12 protein-coding genes are annotated in these 13,090 nt (G+C 28.4%); 6 read left to right on the top strand and 6 right to left on the bottom strand.

Going from position 1 to position 13,090, the window contains the following annotated elements; genetic code table 11:
• Genes ACFQZW_RS13460 through ACFQZW_RS13470 form a run of 3 tightly spaced genes read right to left on the bottom strand, consistent with a single transcriptional unit; the run spans nucleotide 1 to nucleotide 3,229 of the window.
• Nucleotides 1–519 carry a methyltransferase gene (locus tag ACFQZW_RS13460; RefSeq protein WP_298286982.1) on the bottom strand — a complete coding sequence of 173 codons (519 nt, stop codon included), beginning with the start codon at nucleotides 517–519 and terminating at the stop codon, nucleotides 1–3.
• Entirely contained in the window at nucleotides 509–2,935 is a 2,427-nt protein-coding gene (locus ACFQZW_RS13465; RefSeq protein ID WP_386783674.1) for a YfhO family protein, read from the bottom strand. Before ACFQZW_RS13465 ends, ACFQZW_RS13460 begins: the two co-directional genes overlap by 11 nt.
• Entirely contained in the window at nucleotides 2,936–3,229 is a 294-nt protein-coding gene (locus tag ACFQZW_RS13470; protein ID WP_298263973.1) for a DUF4834 family protein, read from the bottom strand.
• 74 nt (nucleotides 3,230–3,303) lie between these two features.
• Here ACFQZW_RS13470 and ACFQZW_RS13475 point away from each other — a divergent pair, with 74 nt between their 5' ends.
• From ACFQZW_RS13475 to ACFQZW_RS13500, 6 genes are read left to right on the top strand one after another with little or no spacing between them, the layout of a single operon-like run.
• Nucleotides 3,304–4,245 carry a transporter gene (locus ACFQZW_RS13475; protein WP_298263971.1) on the top strand — a complete coding sequence of 314 codons (942 nt, stop codon included), beginning with the start codon at nucleotides 3,304–3,306 and terminating at the stop codon, nucleotides 4,243–4,245.
• A gap of 14 nt (nucleotides 4,246–4,259) precedes the next feature.
• Nucleotides 4,260–5,378: a GTP cyclohydrolase gene (locus ACFQZW_RS13480; protein WP_372801476.1), complete on the top strand. Its 1,119-nt coding sequence runs from the start codon at nucleotides 4,260–4,262 to the stop codon at nucleotides 5,376–5,378.
• Nucleotides 5,379–6,086 (top strand): 16S rRNA (uracil(1498)-N(3))-methyltransferase, encoded by a 708-nt coding sequence (locus tag ACFQZW_RS13485; protein ID WP_386783680.1) that lies wholly within the window; start codon nucleotides 5,379–5,381, stop codon nucleotides 6,084–6,086. It begins immediately after the preceding gene.
• A gap of 4 nt (nucleotides 6,087–6,090) precedes the next feature.
• On the top strand, nucleotides 6,091–6,783 hold the full coding sequence (locus ACFQZW_RS13490) for a DUF4159 domain-containing protein (protein ID WP_298263967.1): 693 nt from the start codon (nucleotides 6,091–6,093) through the stop codon (nucleotides 6,781–6,783).
• 1 nt (nucleotide 6,784) lies between these two features.
• Nucleotides 6,785–7,690, top strand: a complete 906-nt coding sequence (locus ACFQZW_RS13495; protein WP_298263965.1) for a bile acid:sodium symporter family protein — start codon at nucleotides 6,785–6,787, stop codon at nucleotides 7,688–7,690.
• A 3-nt stretch (nucleotides 7,691–7,693) separates the two neighbouring features.
• Nucleotides 7,694–8,743, top strand: a complete 1,050-nt coding sequence (locus ACFQZW_RS13500; protein WP_298263963.1) for a 1-acyl-sn-glycerol-3-phosphate acyltransferase — start codon at nucleotides 7,694–7,696, stop codon at nucleotides 8,741–8,743.
• On the opposite strand, the gene ACFQZW_RS13505 is transcribed toward ACFQZW_RS13500, so the two are convergent.
• From ACFQZW_RS13505 to ACFQZW_RS13515, 3 genes are read right to left on the bottom strand one after another with little or no spacing between them, the layout of a single operon-like run.
• Nucleotides 8,727–11,654, bottom strand: coding sequence for a glycoside hydrolase family 3 N-terminal domain-containing protein (locus tag ACFQZW_RS13505; protein ID WP_386783684.1), 2,928 nt, complete (start codon nucleotides 11,652–11,654; stop codon nucleotides 8,727–8,729). The genes ACFQZW_RS13500 and ACFQZW_RS13505 overlap by 17 nt on opposite strands.
• 18 nt (nucleotides 11,655–11,672) lie before the next feature.
• Nucleotides 11,673–12,161 (bottom strand): ABC transporter ATPase, encoded by a 489-nt coding sequence (locus tag ACFQZW_RS13510; protein ID WP_298263960.1) that lies wholly within the window; start codon nucleotides 12,159–12,161, stop codon nucleotides 11,673–11,675.
• 1 nt (nucleotide 12,162) lies between these two features.
• Nucleotides 12,163–12,981 (bottom strand): 3'-5' exonuclease, encoded by an 819-nt coding sequence (locus ACFQZW_RS13515; protein ID WP_298263959.1) that lies wholly within the window; start codon nucleotides 12,979–12,981, stop codon nucleotides 12,163–12,165.
• Nucleotides 12,982–13,090 lie beyond the last annotated feature (109 nt).

Raw genomic sequence — 13,090 nt, forward strand, 5'->3', positions numbered from 1 at the left:
TTACTTTTTTTCTGCATACACAGCGTAATAACGTGGTGTAAATTTTCTTAAAATTGGTCGTATTCCTATTTTGTTAATAGGACTTGTCCATTTTTGCCTTTGATAAATAACCCAACCTGTTTTTTCCAATAACCAATCAAACTGCCAGTCTTCAAACTCATGATAATGTCTATCTCTCATATCGGTTGAACTTTTATATGCCTTTGCAAACCATAAATTGAGCGGTATTGTTGCGATAATTTTTTTAGCTTCAATTGATTTTAACACCTCATAAGGAGACAGCAAGTGCTCAAAAATTTCAAAAGCAGTAACAGCATCTACCTTGTATTTTTTTACAATTTCTGGTACTTCATCTAAATCTTCGCCTAATGTATTAAATACGGTATATCCATTTTTTTCCATAATCTCAGAAAAAGGATTTCGTACACCTAAATCTAAAATTGTTGCAGGTGCTGGTAATACACTTTGTAAAAAATCAAGCGTATGTTTATAACGTTTTACAGGTAATTTATGATACATCTTTTTTTCGTTTTTGAACAAAAAACCATCCAACAGGAATTAATAAAAGTAAAGCATATGATACTAATGAGATGCTTGTTCCTTTTTTAATTACAGACGGCTCAAATTTAAAAGTAATGGTGTGTTTTCCTTTAGGAATTTCCATACCACGTAGCACATAATTTACTCTATAATAAGGTTGCAATTTAGTATTAATATAGGCGTTCCATCCCTCTTTATAATAAATTTCTGAAAACACAGCAAACTGGTTTTTAGTTGATGAAACTTGATAAATTAACTCATTTGCTTTGTATGAAATTAATTTAATAGTTGCCAAAGAATCTATCTCATAATTGGTTTTGAAACTATTTGGAATACGATTTTTAGTAAGTACAGCCTCATTTTTCGTTTTTAAACTATCTAAGACCATCATTTCTTCATTGACATTTTCAACAACTTTTATAGTATTTACAAACCAAGCGTTTCCATTTGCTTGAATATTTTGCTGAACTGTTGCTCGCTGACTACCATCTTCAAAAATAAAATATTTGGTATTCAACATATTTAATACTTCAATATTGTTTTTAGCAATTTGAAAATCAAACAGTTCTTGATAAATACCCAATTTAGCAGCATGATAACCTCCTATAGATTTATGAAAATAGGATGTACTTCCATCGTTCATTGGATCAACCATAAAGTTAGCCACTCGGTAATAGCTTGTGTCTTTTAAAATTTCTTTATCAATTTCAGAAGCTACAAATGGCTTTTCAATTTTACTTGCTGCTTCAAAATCATCGTTATTAACATAGCGTCTATCTACAGTTATTAAATCAAACAAAATCAAAACTGTTAAAGCAATTATTGTTGTATTTAATTTTAATTTATTTTTTAAATATAACCACAATATTCCAGCTGATAATGTAACTAAAATTAAGGTTCTCAAGCTGTCTGAAAAGAAAATTGCTTTTCTATCTGCCATAATTGCATCCAATAAACCAGGTAACATTTGATCGTAACTAGCATCTCTTAACCCTTCAAAAGCAAATAAACTTGAACCAAATAAAGTGAAAATTAAAGCAAAACCTCCTGCTATATAAAATGCTTTTTTTAATGCATTCAATTTATTTTCCGAAGAAATAGTATTGGAAAACCATTCCTTTAAAGCTAAAATTCCTAATAATGGAATTGCTAATTCTGTTATAACTTGTATAGAAGAAACTGCTCTAAACTTATTGTATAAAGGAATATAATCAATAAAAAAGTTAGTCAATATCTCAAAATTCTTTCCCCAACTAAGTAAAATTGAAAAAATTACCACTCCAACTAACCATTTTTTCAATTTCCCTTTCACTAAGAAAATTCCTAGTACAAATAAAAATATTAAAATAGCCCCAATGTATGCAGGTGCTTCAACTATGGGTTGTTGCCCCCAATACATAGGTGCAAACTCAGAAAATTGTTTTGCTTGCCGTGGATCAGTTTTATCTTTTAAAAATTCATAAATATTAGATTCTAAACCTACATTTTCATAATTGCCTCCACCCATAAAACGCGGAATGAATAAATTAAAGGTTTCGGAAATCCCATAACTATACTGTGTTATATATTCTTTAGAAAGTCCATTAACAGCTTCTTTTGTAGATCCATCTGGATTTATAGTTAATTCACTTTTACCTCGAGTACTGTATTTAGCATATTCTTTTGTAGCTAATAAACTAGATGCATTAACTCCAACCGCAATGGTTACAGCAACAACTAAAATTCCAATACCTTTAAAATAGGTTGCTAAATCTTTTTCTTTAAAAGCATCAATTAAATAAATTATTCCTAAAATAAGAACTGTAAATAATAAGTAATAAGTCATTTGCGGATGACTTGCATTAATTTCTAATGCCATTGCAATGGTAGTTAATACAAAACCCCACAAATATTTTTTTTGCAGCACCATTAAAATACCTGCTAAAACCAATGGCATATATGCTATAGCATGTGCTTTTGCATTATGACCTACTCCTAAAATAATAATATAATACGTTGAAAAACCAAAGGCTAGTGCACCTAATATTGATAATTTCCAATCAACTTTTAAAACTGTGAGTAAAATGAAAAAACTTAAAAAATAAAGAAATAAATAATCCGCAGGTCTAGGTAAAAATCGCAATAAACTATCTAATTGTTTGATATAATTATTGGGGTATTTTGCACTTAAACTATAGGTTGGCATTCCACCAAATGCTGCATTTGTCCAATAAGGTTCTGTTTTATTTTCGGCTCTAAAGTCGTTTACTTCTTTAGCCATTCCAATAAAGTGCTTTATATCATTTTGAAAAATTTTCTTTCCCTCTAAAACAGGAGAGAAATAAGCTACAGAAACAACCGTAAAAATTACGAATGCTATTAGGTATGGAACAGTTTTTTTAATAGAAAAATTCATTTATTTATCATCTTTTACTTCTTCATAATCTACATAATCACCTACATTTTTGTTACTTTCTTTTGGTTCGGCTGGTTTTTTTGCAATTATAGTTTCACCTACTTTACCTTCATACGTATTTTGCTGTTGTTGTTCTTGTTGTTCTGTATATTTTTTTTGAACATTATCAACCATTTTTTTTAAAAATAAAGGCAAAATATACTTACTAATAAACTTCAACACATAATATACAATTATAATAATTGCTATAGTTCTTAACAATCCCATTTCATTCAAGTATTTTATAATTTTCAAAAATAACAATTTGAAAAGAACTAAAACGTTTAATTATATAAAATCTTATATTTGACACATTAAACAACCTAACTATGAAAAGAGTTTTTCTACTTTTTGTTTTCTTTCACATTTTTCAAATTTCTAAAGCCCAATACACGGAAATTATCAACTCTAAAAGACCTGGTTTTTCTGAAAGTCCTTATGGGATAGGTACTGGTGTATATCAAGTAGAAAGTGGTTTATTTTTTAAAGACAGCAACCATAAAGCGCCATTAGCCAATACAAAATCATTTGGAGGTGAATTGTTTTTAAGATATGCTCGATTTTCTGAAAAGCTAGAGTTTAATGCCCATATCGCTTATCAAAAAGATGAATTTAATCATGAATTTGAATCTAATTTTAAAACTAATGGAATTAGCAAAATTACTATTGGTGGTAAGTACTTAATTTACCAACAAAATTATAAAGACAAGTCCAAAGAAATTAGAAGCTGGAAAAGGAAAATGGCTTTTGATAAAAAAAGATTGATTCCTTCTGTAGGTGTTTATGCTGGTGTAAATACTAATTTTATAGGCAAAGATTATAAAAGTGATGAAGGTATAAGTTTTAAAGGAGCTATATTATTACAAAACGATTTTACTGACCGTTTAGTACTACTTACCAATTTAATAGCTGATAAAATAAGTACTGAAGAGCAGTACTATTCATATATTGTAACTATGACTTACGCCATTAATGAAAGATGGTCTTATTTTATTGAAAACCAAGGAAATATTTATGAAGAACTTGCTCCTGAACAACAGTTCGGAACAGGAATCGCCTATCTTTTATCTCCTAACTTACAAATTGATGCCTCGGCTAGAACCAATTTTTTTGACAATTATTCTTATTTATATTTAACCGCTGGTTTTTCTTGGCGTTTAGATAGGCATCAAGATTCATTTATATACAAAAACCAACCTAAACAACCATCTAAAAAACGTTCTAAAAGAAAAGGTTTCTTTGGAAGATTATTTAGTAAAAAGCGCAATTAACTGACCTACAACTTATGATTACCATTAAAGAACTAACTTCAAAAAAGGAATTAAAATTATTTGTAAAATTTCCTTTTAAACTTTATAAAAACAATCCTTTTTGGGTACCTCCAATTATTAAAGAGGAGCTTGACTCTTTTGATAAAAACATCAATCCCGTTTTTAAACATGCAAAAGCTCGTTTTTTTATTGCACTAAAAAATAATGAAATTGTTGGACGTATAGCCGCTATCATTAATTATACAGAATTGAATGAACAAAAAATAAAAAAAATGCGTTTTGGATGGTTTGATTTTATTGATGATCTTGAAGTTTCTAAAATGCTTTTAAAAAAAATTGAAGAAATTGGTATTCAACATCAACTAGAATTTATGGAAGGTCCTGTTGGTTTTTCAAATTTAGATAAAGTAGGTGTTCTTACAGAGGGGTTTGATCATATTGGAACTATGATTACTTGGTACAATTACCCTTATTACAAAGATCACTTTAAAAAATTAGGCTTTAACGTTGAAAAAGAATATTTAGAAAATAAATTTCCTTTTAAAAATGTGGTTAAAGAGCCTATCGAAAAAATTAGTACTATTTTAAAAAAAAGGTATCAGCTTACCTCTCTTAATTTTACAAAAACTAAGGATTTAATGCCTTATGTGGATAAAATGTTTGAATTATTTAACATTACCTATGCTGCTCTACCTTCATTTGTTCCTATTTCAACCATTGAAATTGAATATTTTAAAAAGAAATACATTTCATTTATCAATCCAGAATATATAAAATTTGTAGTTGATAAAGACCATAACATGATAGCATTTGCAATTACAATGCCTTCGTTTTCAAAAGCATTACAAAAGGCAAATGGTACATTATTTCCATTTGGAATATTTCATTTATTAAAAGCTAAAAAAGAAAGTAAAGATGTTATCTTTTATTTAATTGGAGTACATCCATCTTATCAAAATAAAGGAATTCATGCGTTGATTTTCAATGAGTATCAAAAAACATTTGAAGAAATGAATATCGAAAATTGTATTAGAACTCCAGAATTAGCTAGTAACAAAGCTATAGCTGCGGTATGGAAAAATTTCAACCCTATTACGTATAAAAAAAGATGTACTTATAAAAAAAACTTATAAATGCAATTATTCTACAATTCTCAAATAACTCAAAATACTTCTCAATTTACTTTTGATAAAACAGAAAGTAGGCATATAGTTAGGGTATTAAGAAAAAAAGAAGGTGATGCAATTTATATTACCAATGGATTAGGACAATTATTTTGTTCTAAAGTTTTAGTTGCAAACGACAAAAAATGTTTGGTTAAAATTTCAAAAATTGAAAATCACCCAAAACCTTGGAATTATTACTTACATATAGCTATTGCACCTACAAAATTAAACGATCGTTTTGAATGGTTTTTAGAAAAAGCTACAGAAATTGGTATAGATGAAATTACACCCATTATTTGTAAATATTCCGAAAGAAAAACCTTGAAGCTTGATCGAATGGAGAAAATTATTCAGTCAGCTGCTAAACAATCACTTAAATTTCATTTTCCAAAATTGAATGAGCCCATGAACTTTCAAAATTTTATTACCCAAAAGTTTGAAGGAGATTTGTTTATTGCACACTGTGAAAAAACCCAAAAAAAATCATTAAAATTAGTATTAAACCCTTCAACAAAAACTACCATACTAATAGGTCCTGAAGGAGATTTTTCAACCAAAGAAATTACTCAAAGTTTGGAACATAAATTTATTCCTGTATCTTTGGGAAAAAGCCGACTAAGAACAGAAACTGCAGGAGTTGTTGCCACTCATAGTGTTGCTTTTGTAAATGAATAACTAAATGATTTTACTTTCTAACAAACCTTATAAAAAGCAATTTTTAATACGCAAAATTTGGATTTGTAGCTTAATTCTTTTTTTACTAAATATCACTATAATACAAGCACAACAAATTGCAATTTTAAAATACAATGGTGGAGGCGATTGGTATGCAAATCCAACTGCACTTCCTAACTTAGTTGAATTTTGCAATGAAAACATTCACACTACCATTAAAAAAAACATAGAAACTGTTGAAATAAATAGCTTAGATTTATTTAACTATCCCATAATTTTTATGACAGGTCATGGAAATGTTATTTTTTCAGAAGTGGATGCCAAAAATTTAAGAAACTACTTAATTGCTGGTGGATTTTTACATATTTCCGACAATTATGGATTAGATAAATTTATAAGAACTGAAATTAAAAAAATATTTCCTACATTAGAATTTCAAGAAATACCCTATAATCACCCCATTTTTCATCAAACATTTAATTTTGAAAATGGAGTGCCTAAAATTCATGAGCACGACAATAAACCGCCTCAAGGATTTGGTTTATTTTATGAAGGAAGGTTGGTTTGTTTTTACGATTATGAAGCCGATTTAAGTGATGGTTGGGAAGACGAAGAAATTCATAATGATTCTTTTGAAATTCGTGAAAAAGCATTAAAAATGGGAGCTAATATTGTTGAATACGCCTTTAAAAACTAATATGGAAGAAAACTTAGATTCTCTCGAAATAAATTTTGATACCGAAGGCCTCTGGGTTTTAAATATTACCTTAGCAATTATTATGTTTGGCGTTGCTTTGGGAATTACAACTAATGACTTCAAAAGACTTTTTAGCAATCCTAAAATATTATTAACTGGAATTGTTTCTCAATTTTTATTACTTCCATTTGTTACATTTATTTTTATAAAATTAGTAAATCCTATGCCAAGTATAGCTTTAGGAATGATGATGGTAGCGGCCTGTCCGGGAGGAAATATTTCAAATTTTATGACTCAAATGGCTAAAGGAAATGCTGCTTTATCTGTTAGCTTAACTGCATTTGCCACGTTAGTTTCTCTGGTTATGACACCTTTTAACCTCTCCTTTTGGGGTAATTTATATGCGCCTACTGCCGAAATTTTACAAACCATTCAGTTAAGTCCTTGGCAGCTTGTTAAATTAGTTACACTTATTTTAGGAATCCCACTTATAATTGGAATGTGGGTGAGACGGCATAAAGCTGTTTTAGCGAATAAACTAGCCAAAATATTAAAACCCATTTCACTTATAATTTTTATGCTCTTTATTGTTATTGCATTTTATGACAATTTTGATATTTTTATTAATTATGTACATTACGTTTTACTATTGGTAATTGCACATAATATTTTAGCAATTTTAACAGGATTTTATTTTGCAAAAGCAATGAAACTTTCCTTTAAAAATCAAAAAACATTGGCTATTGAAACAGGTATTCAAAATTCTGGATTGGGACTGTTATTAATTTTTAGCTTTTTTCATGGCTTAGGAGGAATGGCTTTATTAGTTGCTTTTTGGGCTATTTGGGATATCTTTTCAGGATTATTATTAGCAAGTTATTGGTCTAAACAAAAAGTAAAATCATAAATTTTGAAGCATTTTTGGTATCACTTAATGAGAATTTATGTAAAAACAGGTTTGTTTTTTCTAATAAAAAAAATAACTGTACATGGTAGAGAAAATATTCCTAAAAAAGGAGCCATCATTTTTATTGGAAATCATCAAAACGCATTAATTGATGCCATATTAATACCTACAACTACTTCAAGAAATATTCATTTTTTAGCTAGAGCCAGTGCTTTTAAAAACAATTTAGCTAATAAAATTTTAAGGAGTTTAAATATGATTCCTGTTTACCGAATTAGAGATGGCGTACATCAAATGGGGAAAAATTTTGAGGTTTTTGAACAATGTATTGAAATTTTACAGCAAAAAAAGGCCATTCAAATTTTTCCTGAAGGCGAACATCATTTACAAAGAAAAGTGCTCCCTTTTAAAAAAGGATTCACAAGAATTATTGAAGGTGCACTAAAAAAATATCCAGAATTAGCTATTCAGATTATACCTGTTGGAATTAATTACGATTCTCATTTAAATTTTCCTTGTAGTACTTCCATATATTATGGGAAACCTATTTTAGCAAACCGTTTTTTTGACTTCAATAAAAAGACTTTAAATTATCATGATATCTTAAAATCTACTTCTGATGAATTAAAAAAATTAACATTGCACGTAAATAATGATTTGGAATATGAAACAACTATAAAAATTTTAGAAAATAACAATATTGATTACCTAAATCCTATAAAAGGAAATGAAATGATAAAAAATATCAAATTACTTTCTAAGGTTCAAAAAATAAAAACCAATCATATTAACTGGTTTTATCCATTACACCTGCTTGCAAAAATTAATAGTATTTTTCCATTGATTATATGGAAATATTTAAAGCAAAACATAAAAGAAGTTATATTTTCACATACATTTAGATTTGCAGTAATTACTACTTTATTTCCACTTTTTTATAGCCTTCAAGCGGTTGTAGTTTATTACTTTTTTAATTTTAGGTACGCACTCATTTATTTTACAATGAGTATAGTTTTGAGTTTAATTACTACCAAAACTAGTATTGTTCGTTAATTATAGCTTCTTGAATATATTGTTGAATTTCTGTTCTTATATTACTTTTAATTAATTTTTTATTTTCCATTGTAGGGTAAACTCTATTGGATAGAAATACATACACTATTTCCGTTTCAGGATCAGCCCAAGTATAAGTTCCTGTAAAGCCACTGTGTCCAAAGCTTTTATCTGAAACACAACCACAAGTTGCTTTTTCATTCTCTTTTATTTGAGGTTTATCAAACCCTAAACCTCTTCTAACTTCTTGTTTTTCAAAATAACGATGGTTAAATTTATCCATTGTACTAGGTAAAAAATATCTTTTTCCACCATAATATCCTTTTTGCAAATACATTTGCATAATTTTAGCAACATCGTTAGCATTTGAAAACAGCCCTGCATGACCTCCTATTCCATTTTGCATGGCTGCTCCCATATCGTGAACATAGCCATGCACTAATTGATAACGGTAATAGTCATCTATTTCAGTAGGCACAATGCTACTTTTTGGCAAGGTTGATAAAGGTAAATAAGTAGTTCTATTGGCTCCTAATGGTTTATAAAAGTGATTTTGAGTTAGTGCATTTAAATCTTTTTTATAATAATCTTCAATATATTGTTTAAAAATAAAAAAAGTTAAGTCACTGTATTTATAACCATTTCTTTCTCTTTGTTCTGCAGTTTTAACAATAAAATTTATAGAGTCTTTATAATCATTCCTTAAATACAGCTTGTCAGCAACTTTAATATTGTATCTACTCGACATTTTCTTTTGATAATATTCTTCCGATGGCTTTTTGGTTATACTGTCTAAAGTTTTATTATAAAATGGAATCCAAGCTTTTAATCTGGCAGTATGAGATAAAATTTCTTTAACTGTTAATGTATCTTTATTAGATTTTTTTAAACTTGGTAATAACTCACCTAGCTTAGTTTCTAGTTGAAAAACATGTTGTTCTTCTAACTCCATAATTAAAGGCAATGTTGCTAAAATTTTAGTCAATGAAGCAACATCATATATATCATAATTTTTAACTTTTTCTTTTTTTTCATTGGTGTGATATCCAAAACTTTTCCTATAAACAACTTTTCCTTTTCTAGCAACTAAAACTTGTAATCCAGGAGCCATTTGGTCTTTGATAACAATATTGGCCATAGAATCAATTTTGTTTAATTTTTTACTACTTAAACCCACTTCTTCAGGAATAGAATAAGCTAAACGTTTTAAAGAAGTTGATTTTAAACCTTCTCCTTCAGCAAATGCATTATTTACAGAAACTGGTAATTTGCCCTTTGCTTCGAGTGCTCCAAAAATTATTTGAGCCGAGATTTCTTGAGAGAGTTCACTATTTTGGTAAGAAACTACTAATCCTTCAATATTTTCAAAGGTTTTTATTTGTAATAAACTATATGGGCTTGCAAAAATATTTAAAACTACTTTATTGGTTCTTGCAATTTCATATAACCAAACCAATTCTTTATTATTAAATTTATAATTTTTCCAAGGATTGGTATTGGATTTATGGTAACCTATAATTACCAAATTGTATGATTTTAATTTTGAAATTAATTCATCTAAATTGTCACTTGAAATCACATCAATATTGTCATAATTCCTTAGCATGGAAATAAAACTATCATTTTCTCCATCACCTAATTTTACATATGCAATTTTCTTTTTATCTAGTTCTTTAATTGGTAAAATAGCCTCCTTATTTTTTAGCAATGTAATTGAATGTTCGATTAATTTTCTATGTAATAATTCATTTTCAAAAGAATTTAAATCTGCTAGTAAATTCTGTGTTTCAATGGGTTTGTAGCTATTTAATCCTGCCCAATATTTTGTTTTTAGTATTTTTCTAACAGAGTAATCTAAACGTTCTTCTGTTAATTCACCTGTTTGCAATGCTTCTTTAAATCTAATAACTGTTTCAGGAATATTTAAAGGTACATCTAACACATCATTTCCTGCTAATATTGCAGCTAGATTAATTTCTTCAGAAGATGCAAAATTAGCTGAGGCTTTCATATTTAAGGCATCTGTTATAATTAAACCTTGGAAACCTAATTCATTTTTTAACAAACCTGTTACAATGTTTTTTGATAAAGAAGAAGGTAAACTGGTTGTTGGTTCTAAACTTGGAATGCTTAAATGGGCTACCATAACTCCTGCAATACCAGCTTCAAATGTTTTTTTATACGGTACTAACTCAATAGAGTCTAACCGTTCTTTTGCAAAATCAACTGTGGGTAATGTATGATGTGAGTCCGTAGCCGTATCACCATGACCTGGGAAATGTTTTGCGCTAGCAAGTACATGTTCGCTTTGAAGCCCTTTGGTAAAAGCTACCGATTTATTAGCTACATTTAAATAATTTTCTCCAAATGAGCGATTACCAATAATTGGATTTTCAGGATTCGTATTTACATCTACAACAGGAGCAAAATTCATATGAATTCCTAACCGCTTGCAATGCTTACCAACTTGAACTCCAAAGGCTGTAATTAACGAATTTTCATTTATTGCACCTAAAGTCATATTCCAAGGGAAACGATAGGTATCTTTTAACCTCATATTTAATCCCCATTCCCCATCAATACCTATAAGTAAGGGAATTTTAGACAACGCTTGATACTTATTTGTTAACTCAGCCTGTTTTATGGGATCATCTTGAAAAAAAATCAATGAACCTATATGGTACTTTTCTATTAAGTTAGCTATAAATTTTTCATGATTTTTATCTTTATTAGAATACGCAGCTACCATAAATAACTGACCAATTTTTTCATCAAGTGTCATACTACTTAACATAGTATCTACCCACTTTTGTTGTGCTAAAGTGTCTTTAGCAATTAATGGATCTTTAATTTGAGCATTCAAATAAAGAGCATTACAAACTACTACTATAAATAGTATTCTTTTGAACATTCTATAAGTGGATTTTTATTATTTTACTAAAAATCGTTGGTGCCAACTATTATTTGCAGTGACTTCCCAATTATTTTCAAATTCAGATTTAGTGGCTACCATATTATTAAAAACTACCGTATCTACTGTAATTTTTTGTTCTTTGGCGTATTTTTGAAAATCAGCTAATTTAACTACATTAATATTATTACCATCTTTAAATGAAATGTTTAACTTGTTAGTTAAATCCATATTTAGTGTATTTTCAAGTTGTTTTATTAAATTTACTGAAGCATCAATTGAACAACCCGAAACATTGTTAAAACTTTCATCTACAGCCAAAACAATAAATTGGTTATATTTTATTTGAAATGAAGCTTTTAAATCTTCACCATGTCGTTGCCAAGTGGCAACAAAGTTCTTAATTTTTTCACTAATTTCTTCTACTTCATTAGTTGAAAATTCTCTATCAGCTTGATAAATCCAAACTCTTGAATCATCTTTTAAACTTTCAAAATCAACAAACATTTTATATTTTTTTATTAAATTTATTTTGTAAATCTTCTAAGGTATTTACTTTCTTTTTTGGAAATAAATTTTCTTTTAACTCTGCCAAAACCTTTTTGGTGTATAATGGAAAATCTGCATTTTGAATCCAACTAAAATACCCTGGATTTTCTTTTAAAACTTCAGCAACAGTTCTTCCTTTATACTTTCCAAAGGTAAACATTTCTTTTTCATCTTCGTTATACATAATAAAACCAGCAAAATCGGCTCTTTTATTAAATGTTGAATATTCATTTAAAAATTTAACATCATTTTTTAAATCTGAATATTTATCTAATTGTGCTTTTAAAATTTCGTAAGTTGCATTGGTATCTGCTTCAGCTGAATGTGCATTTTTCAAACTTTTACCACAATAAAAATTATAGGCAGCACTTAGTGTTCTTTCTTCTTTTTTATGATAAATTACTTGTACATCAATTGCTACTCTTCCCTTCATATCAAAATCTACATTGGCACGTATCATTTCTTCTGCCAATAAAGGTATATCAAAACGATTGGAATTAAACCCTGCCAAATCACAGCCTTTTATCATTTCATTAACTAAAGGTGCAAGTTCGTTAAAAGTTGGTTCATTTAACACTTGTTCATTGGTTATGCCATGTATATCTGAAGCTTCTTTTGGGATTTCAATTACAGGATTTACTAGCCAAGTTTTACTTTCTTTGTTTCCGTTTGGGAACACTTTTAAAATAGATATTTCTACAATTCTATCTGTTGCTATATTGACTCCTGTTGTTTCTAAATCGAAAAAAATGATTGGCTTTTTTAATTTTAATTCCATAGTTTTTTATAAAAATTGAAGTGTAAAGATACAATTTGTAATTTACGATTTTGACTTAAATGAAGTTGTTTTTGTTAAAATTTAAATAAAAAACAATTCTATAGAAAGA

This window comes from Lutibacter aestuarii, assembly GCF_042676885.1.
GTDB lineage: Bacteria > Bacteroidota > Bacteroidia > Flavobacteriales > Flavobacteriaceae > Lutibacter > Lutibacter aestuarii.

Excerpts from the sequence above, each read along its gene's own strand:
- ACFQZW_RS13460 (WP_298286982.1), bottom strand. The coding sequence starts at position 519 with ATGTATCATAAATTACCTGTAAAACGTTATAAACATACGCTTGATTTT.
- ACFQZW_RS13465 (WP_386783674.1), bottom strand. The coding sequence starts at position 2,935 with ATGAATTTTTCTATTAAAAAAACTGTTCCATACCTAATAGCATTCGTA.
- ACFQZW_RS13475 (WP_298263971.1), top strand. The coding sequence starts at position 3,304 with ATGAAAAGAGTTTTTCTACTTTTTGTTTTCTTTCACATTTTTCAAATT.
- ACFQZW_RS13480 (WP_372801476.1), top strand. The coding sequence starts at position 4,260 with ATGATTACCATTAAAGAACTAACTTCAAAAAAGGAATTAAAATTATTT.
- ACFQZW_RS13485 (WP_386783680.1), top strand. The coding sequence starts at position 5,379 with ATGCAATTATTCTACAATTCTCAAATAACTCAAAATACTTCTCAATTT.
- ACFQZW_RS13490 (WP_298263967.1), top strand. The coding sequence starts at position 6,091 with ATGATTTTACTTTCTAACAAACCTTATAAAAAGCAATTTTTAATACGC.
- ACFQZW_RS13495 (WP_298263965.1), top strand. The coding sequence starts at position 6,785 with ATGGAAGAAAACTTAGATTCTCTCGAAATAAATTTTGATACCGAAGGC.
- ACFQZW_RS13505 (WP_386783684.1), bottom strand. The coding sequence starts at position 11,654 with ATGTTCAAAAGAATACTATTTATAGTAGTAGTTTGTAATGCTCTTTAT.
- ACFQZW_RS13510 (WP_298263960.1), bottom strand. The coding sequence starts at position 12,161 with ATGTTTGTTGATTTTGAAAGTTTAAAAGATGATTCAAGAGTTTGGATT.
- ACFQZW_RS13515 (WP_298263959.1), bottom strand. The coding sequence starts at position 12,981 with ATGGAATTAAAATTAAAAAAGCCAATCATTTTTTTCGATTTAGAAACA.